At 52.3% G+C, this 26,165-nt stretch carries 21 protein-coding genes; 5 read left to right on the forward strand and 16 right to left on the reverse strand.

Annotation, left to right across the window (positions count from 1 at the left end; all coding sequences use genetic code 11):
- Positions 1–321 precede the first annotated feature (321 nt).
- The 4 genes from efeB to putP all read right to left on the reverse strand — a co-directional run bounded on the left by efeB (position 322) and on the right by putP (position 5,712).
- Complete coding sequence (gene efeB / locus ACXI0A_RS13430) at positions 322–1,602, reverse strand: iron uptake transporter deferrochelatase/peroxidase subunit (RefSeq protein WP_476148366.1); 1,281 nt, start codon at positions 1,600–1,602, stop codon at positions 322–324.
- Between the two features lie 2 nt (positions 1,603–1,604).
- The gene (efeO, locus tag ACXI0A_RS13435) at positions 1,605–2,723 is read right to left on the reverse strand and encodes an iron uptake system protein EfeO (RefSeq protein WP_224931634.1); all 1,119 of its coding nucleotides are present in this window, start codon (positions 2,721–2,723) and stop codon (positions 1,605–1,607) included.
- Positions 2,724–2,777: 54 nt separating this feature from the next.
- A complete protein-coding gene (efeU, locus tag ACXI0A_RS13440; protein WP_224931632.1) occupies positions 2,778–3,611 on the reverse strand; it encodes an iron uptake transporter permease EfeU in 834 nt (277 codons plus the stop codon).
- A gap of 616 nt (positions 3,612–4,227) precedes the next feature.
- Positions 4,228–5,712, reverse strand: a complete 1,485-nt coding sequence (gene putP / locus ACXI0A_RS13445; protein WP_476148363.1) for a sodium/proline symporter PutP — start codon at positions 5,710–5,712, stop codon at positions 4,228–4,230.
- A gap of 443 nt (positions 5,713–6,155) precedes the next feature.
- On the opposite strand from putP, the gene putA reads away from it, so the two are divergent.
- Positions 6,156–10,100: a trifunctional transcriptional regulator/proline dehydrogenase/L-glutamate gamma-semialdehyde dehydrogenase gene (gene putA, locus ACXI0A_RS13450; protein WP_476151041.1), complete on the forward strand. Its 3,945-nt coding sequence runs from the start codon at positions 6,156–6,158 to the stop codon at positions 10,098–10,100.
- Between the two features lie 90 nt (positions 10,101–10,190).
- Here the strand turns inward: putA and ACXI0A_RS13455 are convergent, their stop codons facing one another.
- The 12 genes from ACXI0A_RS13455 to ACXI0A_RS13510 all read right to left on the reverse strand — a co-directional run bounded on the left by ACXI0A_RS13455 (position 10,191) and on the right by ACXI0A_RS13510 (position 20,689).
- On the reverse strand, positions 10,191–11,273 hold the full coding sequence (locus ACXI0A_RS13455; protein ID WP_224931628.1) for an acyltransferase family protein: 1,083 nt from the start codon (positions 11,271–11,273) through the stop codon (positions 10,191–10,193).
- A 409-nt stretch (positions 11,274–11,682) separates the two neighbouring features.
- Complete coding sequence (locus ACXI0A_RS13460) at positions 11,683–12,771, reverse strand: acyltransferase family protein (protein WP_476148361.1); 1,089 nt, start codon at positions 12,769–12,771, stop codon at positions 11,683–11,685.
- A 237-nt stretch (positions 12,772–13,008) separates the two neighbouring features.
- Positions 13,009–13,761, reverse strand: a complete 753-nt coding sequence (gene tcyN, locus ACXI0A_RS13465; RefSeq protein ID WP_224931624.1) for an L-cystine ABC transporter ATP-binding protein TcyN — start codon at positions 13,759–13,761, stop codon at positions 13,009–13,011.
- A complete protein-coding gene (gene tcyL / locus ACXI0A_RS13470) occupies positions 13,758–14,426 on the reverse strand; it encodes a cystine ABC transporter permease (protein WP_224931622.1) in 669 nt (222 codons plus the stop codon). The genes tcyN and tcyL overlap by 4 nt, the downstream gene beginning before the upstream one ends.
- Positions 14,426–15,226, reverse strand: coding sequence for a cystine ABC transporter substrate-binding protein (tcyJ, locus tag ACXI0A_RS13475; RefSeq protein WP_224931620.1), 801 nt, complete (start codon positions 15,224–15,226; stop codon positions 14,426–14,428). The genes tcyL and tcyJ overlap by 1 nt, the downstream gene beginning before the upstream one ends.
- A 202-nt stretch (positions 15,227–15,428) precedes the next feature.
- Entirely contained in the window at positions 15,429–16,415 is a 987-nt protein-coding gene (locus ACXI0A_RS13480) for a D-cysteine desulfhydrase (RefSeq protein ID WP_476148358.1), read from the reverse strand.
- Positions 16,416–16,546: 131 nt separating this feature from the next.
- Positions 16,547–17,050: a flagella biosynthesis regulatory protein FliZ gene (gene fliZ, locus ACXI0A_RS13485; RefSeq protein ID WP_224931616.1), complete on the reverse strand. Its 504-nt coding sequence runs from the start codon at positions 17,048–17,050 to the stop codon at positions 16,547–16,549.
- 49 nt (positions 17,051–17,099) lie between these two features.
- Positions 17,100–17,822, reverse strand: a complete 723-nt coding sequence (locus ACXI0A_RS13490; RefSeq protein WP_476148356.1) for an RNA polymerase sigma factor FliA — start codon at positions 17,820–17,822, stop codon at positions 17,100–17,102.
- Between the two features lie 143 nt (positions 17,823–17,965).
- Positions 17,966–18,934: an HNH endonuclease gene (locus ACXI0A_RS13495; protein ID WP_476148354.1), complete on the reverse strand. Its 969-nt coding sequence runs from the start codon at positions 18,932–18,934 to the stop codon at positions 17,966–17,968.
- A 257-nt stretch (positions 18,935–19,191) separates the two neighbouring features.
- Positions 19,192–19,554 carry a cell envelope integrity TolA C-terminal domain-containing protein gene (locus ACXI0A_RS13500; RefSeq protein WP_476148352.1) on the reverse strand — a complete coding sequence of 121 codons (363 nt, stop codon included), beginning with the start codon at positions 19,552–19,554 and terminating at the stop codon, positions 19,192–19,194.
- Positions 19,555–19,588: 34 nt separating this feature from the next.
- Positions 19,589–20,287 (reverse strand): hypothetical protein, encoded by a 699-nt coding sequence (locus ACXI0A_RS13505; RefSeq protein WP_476148350.1) that lies wholly within the window; start codon positions 20,285–20,287, stop codon positions 19,589–19,591.
- A gap of 42 nt (positions 20,288–20,329) precedes the next feature.
- Complete coding sequence (locus ACXI0A_RS13510) at positions 20,330–20,689, reverse strand: hypothetical protein (protein WP_224931609.1); 360 nt, start codon at positions 20,687–20,689, stop codon at positions 20,330–20,332.
- A 552-nt stretch (positions 20,690–21,241) separates the two neighbouring features.
- Between ACXI0A_RS13510 and ACXI0A_RS13515 the strand changes: the two genes are divergently transcribed.
- From ACXI0A_RS13515 to ACXI0A_RS13530, 4 genes are all read left to right on the forward strand, one after another.
- On the forward strand, positions 21,242–21,952 hold the full coding sequence (locus tag ACXI0A_RS13515) for a PilZ domain-containing protein (RefSeq protein WP_476148348.1): 711 nt from the start codon (positions 21,242–21,244) through the stop codon (positions 21,950–21,952).
- 329 nt (positions 21,953–22,281) lie between these two features.
- Positions 22,282–22,815 carry a fimbrial protein gene (locus tag ACXI0A_RS13520; RefSeq protein WP_058959866.1) on the forward strand — a complete coding sequence of 178 codons (534 nt, stop codon included), beginning with the start codon at positions 22,282–22,284 and terminating at the stop codon, positions 22,813–22,815.
- Positions 22,816–22,863: 48 nt separating this feature from the next.
- Positions 22,864–23,547, forward strand: coding sequence for a fimbria/pilus periplasmic chaperone (locus ACXI0A_RS13525; protein ID WP_476148345.1), 684 nt, complete (start codon positions 22,864–22,866; stop codon positions 23,545–23,547).
- Between the two features lie 56 nt (positions 23,548–23,603).
- A complete protein-coding gene (locus tag ACXI0A_RS13530; RefSeq protein WP_476148343.1) occupies positions 23,604–26,156 on the forward strand; it encodes a fimbria/pilus outer membrane usher protein in 2,553 nt (850 codons plus the stop codon).
- The last annotated feature ends 9 nt before the right edge of the window (positions 26,157–26,165 follow it).

Genomic DNA, 26,165 nt, shown 5'->3' on the forward strand with positions numbered 1-26,165 from the left:
CTGTCCAAAGAAGGACCGGGTCATGCGCGAACTCCAGTGGACTTAGCCACACAACTGACAACGCTTATGAGTAAAATGCATCAAATTAACCGGGGTTTGCAACAGTAATTTTACTTCACGTTGAAGAAAAAGTGTTAAGCGAAGCATGAGAATTTTCGTCTTAAATTAAATTTTTCAACTTTTTCAGTCAGATGGATAATTCAGCCCTGGCTGAACTTTTTCGGAACATTCGGAAGCGGTTACGGCCGGAGGAAAGTTAGCGGTGGGTTAATAAAACGCCTGCGCCGCCATCATGCCGCGCAGGCGTTGTGCATTTATTAATCAGGCCTGCAGTAAAGGCTGGCCGAGATAATGTTTTTCGTCGGGAACGCCTGGCAAAACGAAAAAGTATCCGCCGCCGATGGGGCGAATATATTCTTCCAGCGCTTCGCCATTGAGGCGCTTCTGCACGGTGATAAAGCCTTTCGCTAAATCATGTTGGTAACAGACGAACAATAATCCCATGTCCAGCTGACCAGAACCGGTAATCCCTGATGAGTAGCTGTAGCCCCGGCGCAGCATCAAACTGCTGTCGGTTTCCGGCGTGCGTGGATTGGCGAGGCGAATGTGGGCATCCAGCGCGATGACATCCCCATCCGGATCCTTCGCGTAATCGGGCACATCGTGCTCCTCTTTCATGCCCAGCGGCGCACCGGAAAGTTTCTCACGACCGAATATGGTTTGCTGTTCACCCAGCGGCGTGCGATCCCACATCTCCACGTGGAAACGAATAATGCGCACCGCCTGATAGCTGCCGCCCTGCGTCCAGGCTGGCTCTTGCTGGTTCGCCGTGACCCACAGTAGCTGATCCATTAATGCCGGATTATGCGTGTCTGGATTGGCAGTACCATCTTTGAAGCCCAGCAGGTTGATCGGCGTTTCTTTACCGTGACTGCGTGCAGCGTGGTCGGCGATAAAGCCGTCGCGCCGCCAGCGAACGGCCAGCAGATCGGGCGTGTACTTGATGATGTCGCGCAGTGCGTGGATCACCGTGTCTTGCGTATTGGCGCAAATTTGCAGCAGCAGATCACCGTGACACTGTTCGGCGTCGAGTGAATCATTCGGAAAGCGCGTCATGCTTTGCAGCTGCGCTGGTTTATGTGCGCTTAACCCAAAGCGTTCATCAAACAACGAAGTGCCCACAGACAGCGTCATGGTGAGATTATCGGGTGCGATATCCGCGCCAAGAATACCGGAATCCATCGGCGGCAGCTGCGGATTCGGGACCGTTGGCGCAGTGCCCCCTTTTGTCAGAAAGGCAAAGCGCTCAGTCAGCAGACGGAACAAGCGCTCTAAATCGGTTTTATCGCTGGCTAAGACGTCAAAAGCCACCAGCATCATTGAGGCTTGCTGCGGGGTAATGATTCCAGCCTGGTGAGTGCCGTAGAAAGGTTGCGCCTGCTGGCGTGCATCGGGTGCAACCGTGCCGGGAGAGAAGCTGTCAGCCGCGGCTGCCGTATGAAACGGACAACCGCCACTCAGGGCGGCCGCGCCGCCCAACATACCTAATCCCTGCAATAAACGACGACGCGACGGCTCTGCCGCGTCATTTTTATAGCTCATGATTAGTCGAGGCCTAAAGTTCCGCGCAGCAGGGAGAGATCTTCCGCCAGAGTGGTGATCGGCCCTTTCAGCGCATTACGGTCAGCGGTGGTGAGTTTCTCATAGGACTCAAAACCGTCTTTAGTGCGGTATTTGCTAAGAATACCGTCCACTTTTTTGAAGTTGGCATCGATTTTCGCCAGCAGTTGCGGGTTGGCTTTTTGCAGCTGTGGACGCAGCAGATCGACAATTTTCTGAGCGCCATCAATGTTCGCCTGGAAGTCAGACAGGTCGGTACGGCTGTAACGATCTTCTTCACCGGAGATTTTACTCGCCGCGACTTCTTCGATCAGGCCTGCTGCGCCACCGACCACTTTCGCCGGTGGGAACGCCAACTCGCTGATGCGTGTTTGCAGATCCAGCACGTCCTGATTCAGCTTAGTGGCGAACTCTTCAGCACCTTTGGTGGTTTTGTCGGCCCACAGAATTTTTTCGATGCGGTGGAAGCCGGTGAATTTCGGGTCTTCGGCTTTTTTCTCGAAGTCGTCTTCACGGGCATCGATGCTGCTGTCCAGATCGGAGAAGAGTTCGGCAATCGGTTCGATACGCTCGTAGTGCGCACGGGTTGGTGCGTACAGCGCTTTGGCTTTTTCCAGATCGCCCGCTTTAACCGCATCGGTAAAGGCCTGAGTGCCTGCAACCAGCTCTTTGACTTCGCTCATCACATAGGTTTTGTAGTCAGTGATTGGGCCAGCCAACTGCATGATGTCGGTTTTGCCTTTTGCAGCAGTTTTCGACTCGCCGGTGACAACCAGCTTGCCTTTCGGGTTGGTCAACAAACCACAGGTCATGTCGTATTCGCCCGCTTCAAGGTTAGCGGTGAGTTTCTGGCTGAATCCTGGCGCGATGTTTTCACGCTCTTCCACCACCATCACCCCTTTCAGGATTTCCCACTCCAGCGCTTTCTGGCTGTTGTTTTTGATGATGAACTGGGTTTTGCCCGCCTGCACATTGAGTGACATCGGCTCACACTGTTTGTCAGTGACGGTGACCGTGACTTGCGGGATGGATGCAGCAGATGCGGCGCCTGAGAGAGCCAGCATTGAAACCAACAGCGCCTTACGGCGGAAGCGAATCGTCATAGTGATATCCCTGTTACATGGAAGAACAGGCGCGCAATCGCGCCTGATTTAATTTCAGCGAGTGGTGCGTGCGGTGTTAGCCGCGGGGCGAGCCGGGAAGAAGAACAGCAGCAGCGCCGGAATCAGATAGATTAACCAGGCCGCGACTTCGCTGACGCTAGGTGTTTCCTGATAGCCGAGTATGCCTTCCAGCAGCGTGCCGACCACCGAGTGGGTGGAGAGCGTGTTACTGAGGTCAAAGGCGATGTCCTGGAAGTGGTTCCAGAGTCCAGCCTCATGGAAGGCACGGATTGCGCCCGCTGCCAGGCCTGCGGCAACAAAGAGGATGAATAAGCTGGTCCAGCGGAAGAAGCTCGCCAGGTTGAGGCGGATGCCGCCGTAGTAAAGCAGCATGCCCAATACAATCGCCGTTAACAGACCGAGTACCGCGCCAATCGGCGGTGCATAACCGACATCCTGAGTAAAGGCAGCCAGCAGGAAGAAGACGGATTCGAGGCCTTCACGCGCCACGGCCAGAAAGACCATGAGCACCAGCGGGAAGCCACCGCCGCCCTGTTTTTGCAGCGCCTGATCCACTGAGCGTTCCAGCGTGGCTTTGATGTTGCGCGAGACTTTGCGCATCCAGAACACCATGGAGGTGAGGATAACCACTGCGACAACCGCCACGATGCCTTCAAACAGTTCTTGCTGTTTTTGCGGGAATTCGCCGGTGGTTTCGTTGATGAAGATGCCAAGACCTAAGCAGAGAGCAGCCGCAGTGAAGACACCTGCCCACATCGCGGGGAACCACTGTGTACGCTGAGTGCGTTTCAGGTAGCTGGCAATCAGGCTGACGATGAGTGCTGCTTCAAGACCTTCACGCAGCATAATGAGAAACGGTACGAACATCACCAACCTCTTGATTGTTAAGGAGGGTAAACCTTAGGTAAAAATACGTAAAGTGTAAACGATATCGATTATCATTATCGCGGGTAAAATTACAAGTCACTTAATGAAATTATTTCTCATTTGCGGAGCGGGAAACAGATTCTGTGAGAATGGGGGGTGGGGTTTCAGCGATCCGGAAAATGTTCAGTGCTAGGGGGATTGCCGCAGGTTTAGTGCGGGAATATCGCTGCGGATTGAGTGCGGGGGGATCGCTGCGGGTTGAGTGCGGGGGGATCGCTGCAGGTTCAGTGCGGGGGGATCGCTGCAGGTTCAGTGCACTGTCCACTAAAGGCCATCCCGATCGCGAAGAAACCACGCATCCCTGCAGATCGACCGCGCCGTCCATGGCGCGGACGCTTCGCTCCTCGGAATGGCCTTTATTGGACGTTCAGCTGTGGTATTGCTTTGAATTGAAGATTTAAGCATTGCCGATTTTAATGACACGCACAGAAGCTTCAGAACAGAAAGGCACCAGACTGCGTTATCACCCGTTGTTATAAATTAAGTGTTGGAGCCTGGTCGATTCCATAAAAAAAGCCCGCCGTTTAACCGGCGGGCTTGAAGTATCAGAGACAAATTACTTGGTGTTGAATTCCGCTTCTGCTGCCTCGAAACGCGCTTGTGCTGCTTCTGATGGGCCTTTGCCGATCAGGCTGAACACCACAATCGCGATGCTGGCGAAGATGAAGCCAGGGATGATTTCATACAGTTCGGTGTAGCCATATTGCTTCCACAGCAGCACAGTCATTGCACCAATCACCATACCGGCCAGCGCGCCGTTACGTGTCATACGTTTCCAGCACACACCGAACAGGACAACCGGACCGAAGGCTGCACCGAAGCCCGCCCATGCATAGCTGACTAAGCCGAGCACGCGGTTTTCCGGGTTAGCCGCCAGCGCGATAGCGATCAGCGCAATCAGCAGCACCATCAGACGCCCTACCCACACCAGCTCTTTCTGGCTGGCATTTTTACGCAGGAAGCCTTTATAGAGGTCTTCTGTCAGGGCGCTTGAGCACACCAGCAGCTGGCAGCTCAGGGTGGACATCACTGCGGCCAGAATCGCTGACAGCAAGATGCCGGCAATCCACGGGTTGAACAGGATACGCGCCAGTTCAATGAACACGCGCTCGCCGTTCTGGCTCACACCTGCCGCTTGTTCAGGGTGGTTCTGGAAGTAAGCGATACCAAAGAAGCCGACCGCCACGGCACCCGCCAGGCACAGGATCATCCAGGTCATGCCGATACGGCGCGCCGCACGGATAGAGCGGTGTGAATCTGCCGCCATAAAGCGCGCCAGAATATGCGGTTGTCCAAAGTAGCCCAGGCCCCAGCCGAGTAAGGAGATCACGGCAACAAAATTGAGCCCTTTCAGCATATCGAGGTTTTCGAGGCTTTTCGCTTCGATAACCGCCAGTGAATCATCCAGCCCGCCAACGGCAATAATCACAAACACGGGCGTCAGGATTAGCGCGAAGATCATCAGGCTGGCCTGCACGGTATCGGTCCAGCTCACCGCCAGGAAACCGCCCACCAGCGTATAAAGGATGGTGGCAGCAGCACCGGCCCACAGCGCGGTTTGGTAATCCATGCCAAAGGTGCTTTCAAACAGACGAGCACCGGCAACCACGCCTGAGGCGCAATAGATGGTGAAGAAGATGAGGATAACCACAGCGGAGATGACGCGCAGCAATTTGCTTTTGTCTTCGAAACGGCTGGAGAAGAAATCCGGCAGGGTTAAGGCATTGTCGTGATGTTCGGTCTGCACGCGCAGACGACCCGCAACGATTTTCCAGTTCAGCCAGGCACCGATGGTGAGGCCGATGGCGATCCAGCTTTCAGAGATACCAGAAAGGAAGATGGCGCCGGGCAAGCCCATCAGCAGCCAACCGCTCATATCCGATGCGCCCGCTGACAGTGCGGTCACCACGCTGCCTAAACTGCGTCCGCCCAGAATGTAGTCGTCAAAGTTTTTGGTAGAACGGTAGGCAATAAAACCAATCAGCACCATTCCCAGGATATAAATTACAAAGGTCACCAACATCGGTGTGCTTACACTCATACTCTCTCCACTTATTATTTAATCCGTTAAGAGAAATCTTTTTCCTGCGTCATCGGAACGTGATAACGCAGGGCTTTACCGCATCCAGAGAAAGCGATTCCTCTTAAGGCGCGGTATCCTGCCGCAAAGGGGCGGCGCGCACAATGCATTTAACACAGCTGTCACAATGGTTTCACCTGACTTCGATGATTTAATGCCAATAGGTTGCACACGCTCACACTTTGAGTTGCACCTTAATCAAGATGAGAGTGCTCTCGTTGACCGGAGTTGCAACTTTGGCGAGCTTCTTGCAGCAAGTTCTGTGCCGCTTTTTCACCAGCCCGGTTTTAAGCGGTGATAAACGTGCAACTCAGGTCACATTTAACACGGTTGCACAAAGTTGCAACATGAGTGATAGTGCAGCCCACGCTGATGTCGATTCATTTTTTGAGGAAGAGGAAATCATGGGAACCACCACCATGGGGGTGAAGCTGGATGAAGCCACCCGCGATCGCATTAAACTGGCGGCAGGCAAAATTGACCGCACCCCACACTGGCTGATTAAACAGGCGATTTTTAACTATCTTTCGCAACTGGAAGCCGGTGAAGGGCTGCCAGAAATTCCTCTACAGCTTGCTGATGCCGCCAGTGAAGAAGGTGCGCCAGACGAGTCATTCCAGCCTTTCCTCGACTTCGCAGAACATATTTTGCCGCAGTCGGTCACGCGTTCGGCCATCACCGCTGCCTGGCGTCGTCCGGAAACCGATGCGGTACCGATGCTGCTGGAGCAGGCGCGTCTCCCTGCCCCGCTGGCCGAGAAAACGCATCAGCTTGCTTACAGCCTGGCGGATAAGTTGCGGCACCAAAAAGGTGCAACCGGACGCGCCGGAATGGTGCAAAGTCTGTTGCAGGAGTTCTCTCTCTCCTCACAGGAAGGCGTGGCATTGATGTGTCTGGCGGAAGCATTATTACGTATTCCGGACAAGCCAACCCGTGACGCGCTGATCCGCGATAAAATCAGTAACGGCAACTGGCAATCGCATTTGGGTCGCAGCCCATCCATGTTTGTCAACGCTGCCACCTGGGGTCTGCTGTTTACTGGTCGTTTGGTGTCGACTCACAATGAAGCCAACTTATCGCGCTCGCTTAACCGCATTATCGGTAAGAGTGGCGAACCGCTGATCCGCAAAGGCGTGGATATGGCTATGCGCCTGATGGGCGAGCAGTTCGTCACCGGTGAAACCATTGCTGAAGCGCTGGCGAATGCGCGCAAGCTGGAGGAGAAAGGTTTCCGCTACTCCTATGATATGCTGGGTGAAGCGGCACTGACCGCCAGCGATGCTAAAGCTTATCTGCTCTCCTATCAGCAGGCGATCCATGCGATTGGCAAGGCCTCCAACGGTCGCGGTATTTATGAAGGCCCCGGTATCTCCATCAAACTGTCTGCACTGCATCCGCGCTATAGCCGTGCGCAGTATGAGCGCGTGATGGAAGAGCTTTACCCGATTCTCAAATCACTCACCTTGCTGGCCCGCTCATACGACATCGGTATCAATATTGATGCCGAAGAAGCGGATCGCCTTGAGCTGTCACTCGACCTGTTAGAAAAGCTGTGCTTCGAGCCAGAATTGGATGGCTGGAACGGTATCGGCTTCGTGATTCAGGCATACATGAAGCGCTGCCCATTTGTTATCGATTCACTGGTGGACTTAGCGCAGCGCAGCCGTCGCCGTCTGATGATCCGTCTGGTGAAAGGCGCGTACTGGGATAGCGAAATCAAGCGTGCGCAAGTCGAAGGTCTGGAAGGTTATCCGGTCTACACTCGCAAGGTTTATACCGATATCTCTTATCTGGCCTGTGCGCGTAAGTTGCTGGCGGTGCCGAATCTGATTTATCCGCAGTTCGCGACCCACAATGCTCACACGCTGGCAGCAATCTATCAGCTGGCGGGCAATAACTACTATCCGGGTCAGTATGAGTTCCAGTGTCTGCACGGCATGGGTGAACCGCTGTATGAGCAGGTGGTGGGCAAAGTCGCTGACGGCAAACTGAACCGTCCTTGCCGCATTTATGCACCCGTCGGCACGCATGAAACCTTGCTGGCTTACCTTGTGCGTCGCCTGTTGGAAAACGGTGCGAACACCTCGTTCGTCAATCGCATTGCGGATAACACCCTGCCTCTGGATGAGCTGGTCGCCGATCCGGTGACAGCCGTCGAGAAGATGGGCGCGATCGAAGGTGCTGTAGGTCTGCCACATCCGAAGATTCCGTTACCGCGCGACCTCTATGGCGACAAACGCGTGAACTCGGCTGGTCTGGATATGGCTAATGAACATCGTCTGGCTTCGCTCTCCAGCGCCTTGCTGAACAGCGCCAGCCAGCCATGGGTAGCAAAACCTTTAGTTGAAGGTGAGCTGGGTGAAGGTGTCAGCCGCCCGGTGCTCAACCCTTCCGCGCCAGCCGATGTGGTGGGCAGCGTACGCGATGCCAGCGAAGCGGAGGTTTCAGCCGCACTGGATGCGGCAGTGAATGCCGGTCCGATCTGGTTTGCCACCCCGCCGCAAGAGCGTGCCGCCATTCTGGAACGTGCTGCCGAGGCGATGGAAGGCCAGATGCAGCAGTTGATTGGCTTACTGGTTCGTGAAGCAGGCAAGACCTACAACAACGCCATTGCCGAAGTGCGCGAGGCGGTGGATTTCCTCTATTACTACGCCGGCATGGTGCGTGATGACTTCGATAACGAAACCCACCGTCCGCTCGGCCCGGTAGTGTGCATCAGCCCGTGGAACTTCCCGCTGGCGATTTTCGCCGGTCAGATCGCCGCTGCACTGGCGGCAGGTAACAGCGTGCTGGCGAAACCGGCTGAGCAAACACCTCTGATTGCTGCCCAGGCGGTACAAATTATGCTGGATGCCGGTGTACCTGCTGGCGTGCTGCAACTATTGCCAGGCCAGGGTGAAACCGTCGGTGCACAACTGACGGGCGACGAGCGCGTGCGTGGGGTGATGTTCACCGGTTCCACCGCCGTGGCCACGTTGCTGCAACGTAACCTCGCCGGTCGTCTTGATCCGCAAGGTCGCCCTACCCCGCTGATTGCAGAAACCGGCGGCATGAACGCGATGATCGTCGACTCTTCCGCGCTAACGGAACAGGTGGTGATCGATATCGTGGCCTCCGCTTTCGACAGTGCCGGACAACGCTGCTCGGCGCTGCGTCTGCTATGCATTCAGGACGATGTCGCGGACCACACGCTGAAAATGCTGCGCGGTGCGATGGCCGAATGCCGTATGGGCAATCCGGAACGCCTGTCGACCGATATTGGTCCAGTGATCGATGCCGAAGCCAAAGGCAACATTGAGCGTCACATCCAGGCGATGCGCAATAAGGGCTTCACGGTGTATCAGGCGGCGCAGGATAATCCACAAGACAGTAAAGAGTGGAACAACGGCACCTTCATCAAGCCAACCCTGATCGAGTTGGGTCAGGTGAGCGATCTGGACAAAGAGGTGTTTGGCCCGGTACTGCACGTGGTGCGTTTTACGCGTAACAGTCTGCCACAGCTGATCGATCAGATTAACGCCTCTGGTTACGGTCTGACGCTGGGTGTGCATACCCGTATCGATGAAACCATCGCGCAGGTTACAGCGGGTGCGAAGGTCGGCAACCTTTATGTGAACCGCAACATGGTTGGCGCGGTCGTGGGCGTGCAGCCATTTGGTGGCGAAGGTTTATCCGGCACTGGTCCAAAAGCCGGCGGCCCGCTCTATCTCTATCGCCTGCTGGCAAACCGCCCGGATAATGCACTGCGTAAGACCTTTGATCGTCAGGATGCTGAGCGTCCGGTCGACAGCTCCGTTCGCACCGAGTTGATGAGTGCTCACCAGGCATTACAGAGCTGGGCGCAGGATAAACCTGAACTGCTGGCACTCTGCCAACGTTATGACGAACTGGCGCAGGCGGGTACGGTGCGACTGCTGCCAGGCCCAACCGGTGAACGCAACACCTTCACGCTTCTGCCGCGCGATCATGTTCTCTGTATTGCGGATAACGAGCAGGATGCGCTGACGCAGCTGGCGGCAGTGACCAGCGTCGGTAGTCAGGCCATCTGGCAGGATGATGAGTTGCATCGTGCGCTGCGCAAATCTCTCCCTGCCGCCGTGCAAAAACACGTGCTGCTGGTGAAAGATGTGCTGGCCGCCGGGTTTGATGCGGTGATCTATCACGGTGATGCGGATCAGTTACGCGGACTCTGCGAGCAGGTTGCTGCGCGTGACGGCGCGATTGTTTCGGTGCAGGGCTTCGCGCGTGGCGAAACCAATCTGCTGCTGGAACGTCTGCTGATAGAGCGCTCACTGAGCGTGAATACCGCCGCAGCGGGTGGTAACGCCAGCTTGATGACCATTGGTTAAAAAGGACAAGGGCCCGCAAGGGCCCTTTTTCATGGCGCGCCGCGACGAGTTGATTCACTCGTTGCGGCGCGCTTGTTTTGCACTTTGCACTTACGCCGCAGACTTGTTGCGCTTCATGCCAATCAAGGTCGGGAAGACAAACAGCGACTGCCCCAACCCGCGATTGGTCACAGACCAGACCGCCACCGACAGCAGTGAGCAAATCCCCACAATCGCAATCGGATACAAACACGCCCACAGCATTGAGAACCAGGCATATTCAAACAGATGATGGCGCTGAGCGAACAGAATCGCTGACATGCCAAAAAACTCAATGAAGATGCGGTGGATAACGTAGATCTGCAGGGTATTACGACCAATCCAGTTAAAATAGCTCATCTTAAAGTGCGCGTTGAGCCAGCGACAGGCCGCCACACTCGCCAGCACCGCGATAATGCACAGGAACAGGCTCTTATCCAGACCGAAGATAATGTGGATCCCTGAAACCGCCGCTAATAACGCCCATGGCACGAGGTTTTCACGACGCCATTCGCTCATGCGCAGCATCAATGGGCTCCAGAACGCGCCCAGCAAGAAGAACAGGAAGTACTGCGCCACGCTTTGCGGTCCCCAGTATGGAATGATCTTCTCCACCGCCAGATAGTTAAGCGCAATAGCGACCACCAGCAACGCCACTTTCTGTTTGTGGAAGATCTTCGCACATAGGAAATACAGTGCCAGTCCGTACAGATACCACGAGGTACTCATCGCCATAAATGTCAGCTTCAGGAACTCAAACAGTGAACCCGCATAGGCGGCATTCAGGTTGTGTGAGATGCGCTGACCGGTAATCTCTGTGGAGATACCCACAATCGACCACCACTGAATAAAGCCCCATAAAATATACAGATAGAACAGATTGGTAATACGGCTGGTAAAGACCTGCTTCCATGGACGATTCAGAATACCGTTGGTTGCCAGCAAGCCAGAAACAAAGAAAAAGGCTGGCATACGCAGCGGAGATAAAACGGTATTAAACTGCACCCATATTTCTGCCGGTATCCAACCAGCCGTCAATAATTTCACCGTTCCTTCAAATCCGGGTAATACGGTGTGATACAACACCACCAGCAATATGCAGGCCCCTTTCAGGGTATTGACCCATGCAATATCTTCTTTCCTGGCGTTATTCATATGATTAACTCCCGCTGCTGTGTAGGTCTAAAAGGAGAAGTATGAGGAAATAAACAATGATGCATTTCTGGTTATTCAACGATTATTAAACAAGCTGGCGCGGGATGACTCTAGCGAAAGTCCTAAATTTTTTTTGCTGGCCCTGATATAACAATACTTTACAGTTCCAGACATTAATTGAATGCTAAGCAGGCTAACAATATCTTCCCAAAATAGAGTGACTAAGGGCATGGCGAGGGAAATAAGGTGAACAATTAATACAGGGAAATTAAGAGCAATCCACCACTATTAAACCAAATTAAAATCAAATGACATTCGGATTATTATTAAATGTGGCAGATGGATAAGCGCGGATATTAATAATGTGCTAGTTAGAAATAATTAGGGCCAGCGAACTGGCCCAATTTGATTATTGCAGCGGAGCTGCTTTTGTCTCTGGAGCGGGTTTTCGCAGCAGCCGTGGATAAAGGAATAACATTCTGCCTGGACCGCGATTGAGCAATGACCACACCAACAATGAGACCGTCACACAGAGCGCCACGCCCGTGATCGGCATCAGCAACGCCCATGCCCAACTAAACACTGCATTGCCAAACCAGCCGTAATGCAGCGCCAGTGCGATTGCGCTGAGTCCCAGCAATTCAATGAAGATACGGTGCAGCACGTAAATCTGCAGCGTATTACGACCAATCCAGTTAAGCCACCCCATGTTCAGGCGCTCATTGAGGAAACGGCACGCGACGATGCCAAACACGATGGTCAGCAGGCTATAGAACGGATTTTTATAGATGCCGCCCACATGATGCACCACGCCAATCACCGCGATGCCTGCCAGCAGCAGCCAGTGTTGACGCTTAAGTTGGCTGATCTCAATCAGTGACTGACTGAAGAACACCCCAAGCAGGAAGTAGAGATAGTTTTGCGCCACGCTGGCCGGTCCCCAACCGGGGATCAGGCTAAACTGCGCGGCATAGGTTGCGACAATCGCCAGTGCCATCAGCGCCATTTTCTGACGATGGAACAGCTTGGTGAACAAGAAGAAACCCGCCAGCGCGTAGAGATACCACAGGCTGGTCATTGAGGTCAGCAGCAGCTTAAAGAATTCAAACGGCGAGTCCGCATAGGCGGCGTTTTTGGTGCTGGATAGCCGCTCACCGAGATGGGTGGAGATATAGTGAATGCTCAGCCACTGAATCACGCCCCACAGCAAATAGAGATAGACGATATTGCTGAACTTTTTGGTGAACACTTCCTTCCAGCTTTTCTTCACGATCGAACTGGCCGCCAGTAAACCCGAGACAAAGAAAAAGGCGGGCATACGCAGCGGTGAGAGGTAGGTATTAAAGGTCACCCACCAGTGCGCAGGTACGATGCCGGCAGTGAGATGATGCAGGGAAGGAGCGAAGGTGGTGATGATCGAGTGGTGCAACACCACCAGCAAGATGCAGGCACCTTTTAGCGTGTTGATCCAGAGGACTTCATTTCTGGCATTGCTCATTTTATGATCCTGATTGCGCCATGAATTTGTAAAGAATTATTAAGATTTACAAAGATGTCACAATCAGGGGCGTCCTAAAAAAGCGTTCAGCCCTTGCAAGGTATTTTGAGTACTGAATAAAACACCGTTTTTCAGCGGGTTATTTAAATGTCGCCTGACAATTTTCGGACGAAACTTAGAGGGGGATTTTGAGGGAATTAACGAGAAAGCGCCGTCATTTTCAGACGACGCTTGAGGCTATTGGTTAAGGAACTTGTCAAGAAATTGCCGGGTACGAGCCTGCTGCGGATTGCTGAACAATTCTTTCGCTGCGCCCTGCTCCACGATACGGCCCTGATCCATAAAGATCGCCCGATCGGCCACGTCACGCGCAAAACTCATCTCATGCGTCACGATCACCATGGTGCGTTTCTCCTGCGCCAGTGCGCGAATGGTATTCAGCACTTCACCCACCAGCTCCGGGTCCAGCGCTGAAGTCGGTTCATCGAACAGAATCACTTCCGGTCGCATCGCCAGCGCACGCGCAATGGCGACACGTTGCTGCTGGCCGCCCGATAAACGGCGTGGGAAGCTCTCTTCTTTGCCATGCAGACCGACTTTCTCCAGCAGGCTCCGTGCGCGCGCAACGGCTTCCGCTTTCGGTTCCCCCTTCACGATCACCGGCCCTTCAATGATGTTCTCGAGTACGGATCGATGCGGGAACAGATTGAAATTCTGAAACACAAAGCCCACCTGCTGACGTAAACGGCGTACCTGCTCTTTCTGCTTATTGAGCCCGATGCTGGCATCAATGGTGATGTTGCCCACCGTGACGCGACCGCTATCCGGCACTTCCAGCAAATTGATACTGCGCAGCAAAGTGGTTTTACCCGAACCGCTTGGGCCGATAATTGCCACCACTTCGCCCGGCGCGACATCAAGGTCGATGCCGTGCAACACGGTCTGGCCGTGGAACTGCTTGACCAGCTGACGTACTTCTATTGCACTCATTTCCCCTCCCGATCCTGTCGATTCACATGCGCTTCCAGGCGGTTTTGCAACGCCGACAGCACCGTCGCCATCACCCAGTAAATCAGTGAGGCAGCCAGATACATGGTGAACACTTCCAGCGTACGCGAGGTGATCAATTGCGCCTGACGGAACAGCTCCGGCACCTGAATGGTGGCCGCCAGCGAGGTGTCTTTCACCAGGCTGATAAAGCTGTTACCAAGCGGTGGCAAGGCGGTTCGTGCTGCTTGAGGCAGAATCACACGGCGCAGAGTTTGCCATGGCGTCATGCCAATACTCGCGGCCGCTTCCCACTGTCCGCGTTCAATGGCTGCAATCGCGCCACGCAGAGATTCAGAAGCATAAGCTGCGGTATTCAGTGACAAACCGATCATCGCGGAAGGGATAGGATCCAGCTCGATACCGAACTGCGGCAAGCCGTAGTAGATCATAAACAGCTGGGCGATCAGCGGCGTGCCACGGAAAATCGACACATAGATACGCGCCAGCCAGTTTATCGGCCAGAAATGCGACAGGCGCATTAGCGCCAGCACGAAGCCGAGTACCAGACCGAAGAACATCCCGCCGATACTCAGCTGCAGCGTGAACAGCGCGCCTTTCAGTAAAAATGGTGCTGAATCCAGCACCAGTTGTAGGCTTTCCTGCATTATTTAGTGACGTCCGCGCCGAACCATTTCTCAGAGAGTTTGCTCAGCGAGCCATCTTTCTGCATATCCGCAATCGCGGAATCAATGGCTTTCAGCAGGTCGTCATTGCCTTTACGCACTGCCACGCCCGATTCCAGACGGGAGAAGGCCGGACCCGCTACCGCCATGGTGTCGCCGGTTTTCTTCACCAGATCCAGTGCCGCTAAACGGTCAACCAGAATGGCATCGAGACGGCCAGAACGCAGATCCTGGTATTTGGTTGGGTCATCATCATAAGTACGGATATCAACGCCTTTGACGTTGTCGCGCAGCCACTGCTCATAGTTCGAGCCCAGGCCAACACCGACTTTCTTGCCTGACAGATCGTCTGGCTTGGTGATGCTGCCAGCGTTTTTCTTCATCGTCAGCGCCTGTACGCCAGAGATGGTGTACGGCGTGGAGAAGTCATACTTCTTCTTACGCTCAGGTGAGATGGTCACCTGGTTGATCACCACATCGATACGCTTAGAATCCAGCGCCGCCAGCATGCCGTCCCACTTGGTCGGCTTCAGATCCGCCTTAACGCCGAGGTGCTTCGCCAGCTCTTGCGCGAACTCCACTTCAAAACCGGTCAGCTTGCCGCTTTCATCCTGGAAACTGAACGGCGGATAAGTGCCTTCCAGACCAACGCGCAGCTCACCTTTGCTCTTAACCTGTGCCAGCAGATCTTCTGCGGCGAACGTTTTGACGTTAACGCCCGCGACCAGCGCGACTGCCATCATGCCCATCACCAGTTGGCGACGAATAGGAGAGAAAGCCATGTTTACCCCATTTATTGTGATGTGTTGTGTTGTGTCTCAGTGCGCATAAATGCACACCCTACGAAAACTGCACAGCGCCGAGCTGTTTCGAACAGAACCTTGCTCAATGAGTCCAGGCAACTCCGAACCTTCGTAGGGTTGCCATTTATGGCGACCTTTTATGCAATAACCGCCGGATTATAAACTTTTTTTTGGTGCTGTCTCAGACCGAAGGATGATAAGCAAATAACGCAGGCGCGCCGCCGGTATGAATAAACAGCAGCGGCCCTTCGCGTCGGAAACGGTTCTGCGCAATGCCATCGATCAATCCAGCCATCGCTTTGCCGGTATAAACCGGATCCAGCATGATGCCCTCAAGACGCGCCAGCAGTTTTACCGCTGCCATGCCTTCATCATTAGGTTCGCCGTAGCGCGGCGCAAAGTAGTCGTCCCACAGGGTGATAGGCGCGTGCGTCTGCACTTCCAGCTGTTCCGCCAGCGCGGTGCGGATACGCTCTACCACTGGTAACTGCGCCTCGACTTTGCGCGAAACCGTCACGCCGACCAGCTCTGTATCGGGTAGCAACTGCTCCAGCCCCACCGCTAAGCCCGCATGCGTACCTGCGCTGCCCGAGGCCACCACCACGGCAGCGAAATCCACCACGCCTTCGCTTTGATGAGCGATCTCCTGCGCGCACTCCACATAACCGAGCGCACCCAGCGCGTTGGAACCGCCAACAGGCACAATATAAGGTCGGAAACCCTGGGCTTCGAGATGCTCAGCCTGCTCGGCCAGTTGTTCAGTGGGATTGTGCAGCGCATCGACCATCACCACCTCGACGTCCATCAGGTCGAGCATCAGGCGGTTGCCGTTGGTGAGGTAGTTTTCAGAAGTGGTGCCAATCGGATTTTCCAGCAGCGCCACGCACTTGAGGCCAAGGCGCGCCGCCACTGCCGCCGTCTGGCGCACGTGATTGGATTGAATCGCGCCCGCCGTCAGCAGAACATCCGCGCCTTCTCGCAGCGCATCGGCTGCCAGGAATTCGAGTTTACGCAGTTTATTGCCGCCCATAGCCACAGGCGTGAAGTCATCGCGCTTGATAAAGATATCGCGACCAAGATAATCAGAAAGCCGTGGCAGATGCTCAAGCGGCGTGGGTGCACCGAGTAATTCAAGACGTGGGAACTGGTGCAAGAGATGTAAAGACAATGCAGCCTCCATTCGGGCGATATGCAATTATCCATACAGTGTTGCAGAAGATGAGAAAAGTCGCACCCGGAATTCTGCGAGAGCGGCCCCTGTTGCTGCTATGCTCAGCAACAACAAGGGCGGGATCACAATCAGCCCTGCTGCCAGCCTAAAAACTGGTCATATTTACGCAACGCGATGCGGTAATTGTTATTACCGGCATCCGGCAAATCGTTTTCCAGACACTCATGCCAGCTATTGCCCCGTAATCTGTCGGCCGGGAAATTTTTCGCTTTCAGCATGTCATCAAGACGACGCAGCCGCACCACATACTCGCGAATGGTGCTGTGACTCATCTCGGTTTGCTCAAACAGATATTGTTTGAACGCCATAATGTCGAAGTAATTAGGATGGGTATTACAAAAAATATCGCTGCAAAAACGGCATAACGCGGTCAGTTCCGGCTGGAGTTTCACCCATACCTGTTCATCAATCATCTGGTCCATCCGTGCGATGGCCTCTTTATTGATGATCTGTCCGCGAAACACTAACGCCATACGGTCTAAAACTTTGCCACAATGTGAACAGTTGCTTTGGCTGTGTTTATAGTCTTTAAGATAACGACTTAAAGGTCTGGCTTTGGCTTTGGCTCCCATTGCTGAGTCCCCGGTATTTTTATTTTTTCGATGCCAGGAACTGAGTCTGTCAGCGCGCCCCCGCTAACCGGGCACGCAGGCGTTTAATCGCCTGACTGTGCAGCTGACTGACGCGGGATTCCCCCACTTCCAGCACTGCGCCAATCTCTTTCAGGTTCAGTTCTTCCTGGTAGTACAGTGTGAGCACTAATTTTTCACGATCGGGCAGTGCCTCGATGGCTTCAATTACGCGATCACGCAGGTTTCCTTCCAATAACTGATGAAGCGGGTTGGCTTCTTCATGCCCTTCCGTCACCAGCTCCGCACTGTCACCGTGCTCTTCCCGATACTCGTCGTAGGAGAAGAGTTGGCTGTTATTGGTATCGAGCAAAATCTGCCGATACTCTTCCAGCGAAACATTCAACTGTTCAGCCACTTCCTGCTCAGAAGCCGAGCGCCCCAACGCTTGTTCTACCTGATGCATAGCACCGGCCACTTCGCGCGCATTACGACGCACGCTACGAGGTGCCCAGTCGCGGCTGCGCAGTTCATCCAGCATCGCTCCCCGGATACGCTGCACGGCATAGGTGGTAAAGGCAGTGCCTTGCAGCGCGTCGTAGCGCTCCACGGCATTCAATAAACCAATACCACCCGCCTGCAGCAGATCGTCAAGCTCAACGCTGGCTGGCAGACGTACCTGCAAGCGCAACGCTTCATGTCGCACCAGAGGAACGTAGCGCTGCCAGAGCGAATGTTTATCCATCACGCCTTCGGGCGTATAGAGATCGTTCACGGTGACTACCCTGCGTTAATAAAGTTATCGGCATGATTATCCAATTCTGTAGGGGTTTCGATTGGCAGAATAGGCGGGCAAAAGCGAGGTTATTTCAAATTTGTTATGGATGGCGGTGGAATGCACCGCCATCGTTGGTGTCTTTAGCGCAGGTTTTTCAGCCGTAGCCGCGTGCCAGGCGGCACCGCGTCCCACAGCGCACAGGTTTTGCCCTCAAGTGTCTGATAAAAATCGCTAATCGGGGCTTCTGTTTCCAGTGCCGGATTAAACAGCACCTGCCCGGTTTCGGCGTTAATACTTATCATTTTGTTGATAAACAGCCGCTGTAAATCGCTGCGCAGGAATAAACCGTTATCGACGCTGTTATCGGCAAGAAAACCTTCTTCATTTTCCTGTGTATCGATATAGCAGGCCTCCACCCACGGCCAGCTGTGGCGTTCGGTGAGTTGCGTGCCGGTGATAATACAGGCGCCGTAACGCGCTTTAACGGCCGAACTGAACTCCGCCTGGCTGGCACGTTGGAACACTTTCGCCTTCACGCGCCGTCCCACTTCTAAGCCCGGCATCACCGCTGTCGGTACTTTATGCTGCGGCGTACTCAGCACCACCAGAAACTGGATTTTACGCGACAGCGGGAAACAAGGGTGCGCATGCGGGTCGAACAGCTGCCAGTACTCCTCCTCTTCCGTCTGACGCATCAGCACCAGTTTAAAGCCCCGGCTGTTGAGCAGATTCTGCGCTTCAGCCGAGTTGGGATCGAGCATGGCGTAAACCTGGGTTTCTCCCACTACCTTCCACCGCCCTTCTTTCTTTATTTCATCGTTACGACGGAAATAAAGGAAAGCCTGCTGGCTTTTTAAATAGTGTTCGAAACGGCGCAGATAGTTTTTGCGCTCGTTATCTTCCGAGACGAACAACAGATCCTCTAACGGACTGTTGATCTCTTCCTGCGCGAACACCGCGCGGATCACCAAATTGCGAAAGCTGGTCGACGGGCTCAGCAACCCGCGTGCGGTAAGCTCTTTCTCATCAGGATGCTGCTGCGCATAGCGCAGCGCGATCTCTTCGAAGGTCAGTAGCTCACCCGGTAACAAGTCATAATTGAAGCGCATAGACACCCCAGAAATAGAAAAAAATCGTGCGTAAAAATTGGAATGATTCTGGGGAAGTTATCGGCAATTCTGTGCGGGACTGTAACAGGATGGTTACTTTTCTTGCCTTATAGGGTGCTGGGGGAAATCGTGATGGCTGGTGTGACAGAATTTGGTTTAGGACAGAAGGAAATACCTGAAATTGTTAGGTGGGTTGCAGGGTTGCGCGATAAATTGCATCGCGCTTTAATCGTATCGGTGAGATTCATCGCACATCCTTACTGAGGAGCAAATACTATCACCATACTTTTGGTCTTCTCATGCACCTCTGCAGAAGGCGGAGCGGGCAACTCGGCATGCTTTACCGCGTATATCGCTTCGGTACAGAGAGATAAATCACCGCTCAGTCCATGCATACCACTTACCTGACCTTTTGCATCAAGATCAATACGTAAATTGCAGGTCTTGCCAATGTAATGATCGGCGTCAAAAAACTGGGTCTGGATAGCAAAGGTAACGGCGTAATAGTAACTTTTGAGATCGGTCACCACGGGCGCTGGAGGTTTATCAACGTGGTTGCGAGGATGTTTAATGGGTGCACAACCCGCGAGTAGCAGAACAGCCAGAGGAAGAATTTTCATCGATCACGTCCTGTGAAAAATAATCAATTGTCATTTATAACAGATTTGCCGCCAGATCGAGCACATGATGATGTCTGGCGAGATAACGGTCGGAATCAGACTTCTGCACGCGCTGAAAATCATTCATTTGATTGAATGAATAATGTGAATTCATCATTGCAGCCAGAGTAATAAAGTCCAGGTCTTTGTTGTACTGAGTCACATTGTCGCTTTCGGTAAAATTTTTAAGTGGATTGCCAAGGCACTTAATACATAGGCCAAAACGCCGTAAACCATATTCTATTTCACCGTGATAGTTAACAGTAAGCCAATGCCCCGAAGAATGGGTTATCTGACTACCTCTATGATTGCAGGTAAGCACAGTATTGTTAGTTATCAGTGTTTTCTCCACCAGTGATCCTAACCCTGGCAGAGAGTAGTCAACATCGGTGCCATTCTGATGGATCATTTTTAGGCTGCGCTTCTGTGCAAGCATGGCGGATTTGGTTTGCGGAGTGAAGCTTAACAACCTGAAAATATTAATTATTTCATCATGCCACACGTAAGAAATCTTACGCCATCGCGGCCCATCTGCGATGAGCAATGTATTTTTTAATTTCCCTTTTTCAGGGGGCGTCAATAAAAAGACATTAGATTGAAAATGTATTACTACGTGATGGATATAAAAATGCAATTCAGTATTTAAAATCTCACCCTGATAAAAATAAGATCGAGTTAATTCTATATCACGCACAGATGCAGCCGTGTCCTAAAATAAATAAAAACTTAAATCTAATTATAATTCATTATAAGAAATATCATTTAAATCTGAACATCTTACTGATGCCACATACTTCCTCACCATTCTTCCTGTTATGGTGAAAAACACTGAATAATGCGTCCCCTGCTCAAGTTGAATACTTTCACTATCGATATGCAGAGCACCAATAGTAATTCGACTTTTATGGAAAAAGGCTTCAGCTGGTTTGTTTAATAGATCACGTTCAACGCTACCCACAATTTGTTCCGGCTTGATTAATGGGCACGTTAATCGGTCTTGCTGAATCTGGTTATTTTGGTCCCAACCGCTGTAACTGGCGAATGCCAATCCCAGACCGGCAACGGCTACCAAAGGAATAAATACTTTCTTCCCCATCACAAAGTCCATTTATTTAAATTTTTCAGGATTCTAACGCTAACTGTGGAAAAATAGGTTTAGCAAAAAGTGCTGATTGTAAAGGTCTAAACAATTTGAAATGTTAGCCACGATAAACTTTCCCGCTTAAGAAATCTCAAACAAACTCAATAACCATGCGCCCTGACATGCTATTTACCTTCTTTAAAATCATCAAAAACTGATGAAATCCCCCCTTGCACCACCTACTAATATTAGTAGGTAGAATACAATTCCTTTACGTTTTCAATTGACATTGCGGACACTGCGCAGGCATTTTAAAAAAAGACGCGCAGGACGAAACCTTTTTCTCCATGAATTTCTGGATATTTCTAGCCATTGAATCACTTACGGTTAGCTAATTCCGGGGGCATGTTCAATTGCTTATTATCTCTTCGTCACTGCTACGCAACCTGTATTCTCCCCCTTCTCTGAGAAAGCAGGAAAGTAATCTAATTATAATTTCAAATCATAAGGTTAGCCTGCCATTCTGCCAGGCTTACCCTTGGCAGTTGGTTAAGGATTGATGCAATTATGGACAACGCAAGTTACAAGGAAGTCACGAAATCCGATCGCTTTGAAATACTGGCAATGCTGCGTGAGGCGAAAAAACGGCATGGCAGCGTAGAATTTCTCCATGACGGTAAAATTATTAGCAGTAATTTTATCGATCTCGACCTAAATGGTTTTCAGATCATCGCCGAACTCGATGAAGTTGCGCCAGGCAGCCCCTTTGTTATGGTGATTCAGGGCACCACCGAGAAAATCGCATTTAACTCTCAGCTCATTGCGCGTTCATCGGCGCTCCATCGTCTGACATTTTCCTTTCCCTCGGAAATTGCTATCACCCAACGCCGCAGCAGCGTTCGTGTCACGATCCCCGAACAGTTCGGTTTTATTTGCGAAGGGCGTTTTCGTGACGGTTATGTTCACCGGATGGCAATCAAAGACATTTCGCTAAGAGGTGTGCAATTAATCTGTTCCGGCACGCTTCCGACGCTGACTAAACCCGGCATGCTACTCAAAAGCATGGTGTTGAATCTGCAAAATTATGGCCAATACCCTGTTGATATGACCTTGCTAAACCTGAAAGAAATTACGCATTTTGATGCCGCCAGTGCTCAGTCAAACTACTTCTCCCTGTCATGTGCCTTCGCAAAACCCAGCATGATGTTTACGCGTCGCATGGAGGAAGTGCTGATGGAACTGATCCTCGATATTAAACGCTTACAGCGAACTCGCTAACTTCGCCTCAACCCTCGCGAAAACCAACTTAATCTATTGATTAATAGTGTTTTATATTTAGTCTTCGCCAGCTAAATGTGTTTAAAGAAGCAAGTGAATTTGATACTTATCGCAAATGTAAACACGCTAAAAATGTTTTTACCGATAGTTTATTGAAAATTAAGTGTTAACAACTATCAATCACGCAGGGCCAGATATTTATAGTCATCGGCAGTTAAGAGTTTTCCTAATGACTATCACGAATCACTGGCCAAGCGCTGATTGAATGCAGCGAAGTCGGAATCGGGATAACAAAAATCAACTGAATTCCCACTTTGGAGTAGTACCTGATGAAAAAGATTCTTTTGCCTCTGGCTTCAGCTGCACTGGTTCTGATGACCATGAACGCTCACGCAACTAACGGCACCGTAAAATTCACCGGTAGCATCGTGAAATCTACCTGTACCGTGAATTCAACGGATGCCAACAAAGAAGTTTTCATCGGTAAATACCCTACCACCGCTTTCAGCAAAATTGGCGATGTGACGGCTTCCAAAGCCTTCTCCATCAACCTGGCAAACTGCGACAGCGGCAGCTACACCCTGCGTTTTGACGGCCCAACTGTAGCCGGCAATCCTAACCTGTTGGCAGTCAGCGCAGCGACCGGTGTTGGTATCGAAATTCTGGATAACAACGAGAAAGTGTTGCCAATTAATCAGACTGCTGATGACAACACCGCCTGGGTTACAGCATCAAGCAGCAATACCACCACACCAAACGGTACTGCGGTATTTAACCTGAAAGCGCGTTACAAATCGTTCAATCAAACCGTAACGCCGGGCGAAGCCAACGCCAGCTCAAGCTTCACCATCGAATACAAGTAATTTAAATCAGCAATCGCCAGGGATGGCATGCGTCCAGTGAGTGAAACCATGAAAAAGTTATTTGCAGCAGTACTCTTTGTTTATTCTGCGAGCGCCGCTGCAGGTATTCAGGTTGACGAAAGCCGTGTTATTTACAACGGTAATGCAAAATCTGCCTCACTGGACATCCGCAACGATCAGAATGACACCTACATGGTGCAAACCTGGTTGGATCGCGGTGACGCCAGCAAAACCCCCAAAGACATTCCGATTCAGGTTATCCCGCCCGTTTTAAAACTCGCGGGCAATAAAGAAGCCATTCTGCGTTTTATTTATGCAGGACAAGGTCTGCCACAGGATCGTGAAACGGTGTTCTGGGTCAATGTGCAGGAAATCCCCCCTGCGCCTAAAGAAGCTAACACGCTCCAGATCGCCGTGCGCACACGAGTCAAACTGTTTTATCGCCCTGCCAGCCTTAACACCTCTTTGGAACAACAGGTGGAAAATCTTAAATGGCATAAGCAAAACGATACGCTGGTGGTTGATAACGCGGGTCCACTGAACATCACCTTCTCCGTACTGAAAGTAAAAAACGCAGCGGGCAAACAGTGGCAAGTGAATGCGGATATGGTGAATGCCTTCGGCAAATTGACGGTCAAACTGCCCGCTGGCGCAGAATCGGCCACCAGTGTGCAGGCAAGTTATATCAACGACTTTGGCGGCAACAGTACCGCAAAGCAAAACGCTTTATAAGAAAGATGACACACAGCAATTCTTCTTTGGTGCATGAAAGCGCGAAACCATGATTAATGAAAACCAATAACAATCATACCGTTAAGCTATCCCTTCTCACCATTGCATTACTCCAGGCCTTTTCTGTTTCAGCAGAAGAGGCTTTTAACACATCCTTTATTCACGGTGACGCGGCAACGGTATCTGAGTTGGCAACAGGCGATGATATTTTACCTGGCCGTTATCCCTTCGATATCTACTTAAATGGGCAACGTGTTGACCATCGTGATGTTGAGTTCCGCAAACCTTCGCCTGAAAAAGCCATTGCTCCTTGCTTATCTGCTGAGCAGTTGATTGCTTATGGTGTCGATCTTGCGGCGACAACCTCTGCGGAAAGCTGTGTTGATTTAGCCAGTACCTTTAAAGATGCCAGCGTCAGTTATGACGCCACAGTGCAACGCGTGGATCTCTCGGTTCCGCAGGTATTTTTGATTCCGGTGCCAAAGGGTGCGATTTCCCCGCTGGTGTATGACAACGGCATTAATGCTGCCTTCGTCAATTACAACTTTAATGGCTCCGACAATCGTCTTCATGACAACGGCAGCCAGAGCAGCAGCCAATATTATTACCTGTCATCACGCAGCGGCGTGAACCTTGGCCGCTGGCGCGTACGCAATACCTCGACGTGGCAGAAACAGAGTGGGGAGCGCAGCCACTGGACACCGATTTCCACCTGGGCCGAAACCGACATTATCTCCTGGCGCTCGCGCTTATTGCTCGGACAAAGCAGTACCAGCAACAGCGTGTTTGATAGTTTTCAGTTCCGGGGCGCGCAACTCTCCAGCGTGTCCGAAATTCTGCCAGACAGCTTGCGCGGCTATGCACCGGTGATTCGCGGCGTGGCACGCACCAATGCCCGCGTTGACGTGCAGCAAAATGGCTATACCGTTTACAGCGCAACGGTCGCACCTGGGCCATTTGCCCTGAACGATGTCTATCCCAGCACCTTAAGTGGTGACTTGCAGGTCACTATTTATGAAGCTGACGGATCGCGACAGCATTATGCCGTGCCCTTCTCTTCCGTGGCGAACATGCTGCGCGAAGGGATTTGGGACTACGCCTTTACGCTGGGTCGCTATCAGGATGGATCCACCACCTATCATCCTCAGTTTGTGCAAGCCACGCTATCGCGCGGATTGCCGTACGAGATTACGCCTTATGGCGGTGTGCTGTTTGCCGATCACTACAGCTCGGCGGTGCTCGGAATGGGGAAAAGCCTGGGGATGTTTGGCGCGGCATCTTTTGATACCGCGTGGTCAAAAACTGATTTGGCCAACGGCGATCAGAAACAGGGTGCCAGCTTCCGTTTTCTCTATTCCAAATCGCTCAATACCCTGGGTACTGAACTGCAGATTGCGGGTTATCGCTACTCCACTTCGGGCTATTACGATTTTAGCGATATGGTGGCCGAGCGCGCCAACTATGAAAATGGCCGCTATCGCAACGACTATACCGACACCAGCGAAGTGAGCAATGGCGTGCCGTCCTGGGCGGACACACAGCGTAATACCTACTACACCAACCAGTACAACAATAAACGCCAGCGTCTGGAACTGACCATTAATCAGCATATCGGTCCGGTCTCGGTGTATGCCTCAATGACCAATCAAACCTATTGGGGATCAGATAACCGCGACCGCACGCTGCAGACTGGACTCAACAGCAGCTGGGGAAAAGTGAATTACGGTGTGTTCCTGCAAGATACGCAAAGCAACTATGGCGAGCACGATCGCAGCATATCCTTTACGCTCTCGGTGCCGTTCAATGCCTTCGAAAACCAACCGGTCACAGCCACCTTTAACCTGGCCGACAGCAAACAGAGTGGCAGCAGCTATAACACCGGTCTGAGCGGCAGCCTGCTGGATGACAATCGCCTCAACTATTATGTGCAGACCGGTAAGGCCAGCCATGCCGGACAAACCAGCACTGCCGATGTCGGTTACATGGGCAGCATGGGTAATGCAGAATTGGGTTATACCTACAGCGATGCCTATCAACAAACCAACCTTAATCTGTCGGGCGGCGCACTGCTGCATTCTGGCGGCTTAACACTGACTCAGCCACTGCAAAACACCGTGGTGTTAGTGGAAGCCAAAGAGGCGCAAGGCGTCCGTCTGGAGAATCAGCCGGGGGTGGCGATCAACCGCTCCGGCTATGCGGTGATGACCTCGGCCACCGCCTATCACCATAACCGCGTGGCACTGCGCACCGATGATATCGGCGCCGATCTGGATATTCCTCTGGCCGTCAAAGACGTGGTGCCGACCTATGGCGCCATCAGCCGCGTGACTTTTGAAACCCGCAGCGGCAAAAGTGCGCTGATTCATGCGCAGTTACCGGATGATGATGTCCCGGCGATAGGTGCTTCAGTGTTTAATCAAAACGGCAGCAACCTCGGCGTGGTCGGCACCAATGGCAGCACATTTGTGTCCGGTGTGGCCAGCGGCGAACGCCTGCAACTGCGTTGGGGCAGTTCCGATTACGAACACTGCTGGATCACGCTGCCAGAATTAGAGAACGGTTCACAAGCGGGTTATCAGGAATTTACTCTGCGCTGCACGCCCAATTAAAAGGAAGTA

The sequence above is a fragment of the Pantoea sp. C1E2 genome (assembly GCF_056491465.1).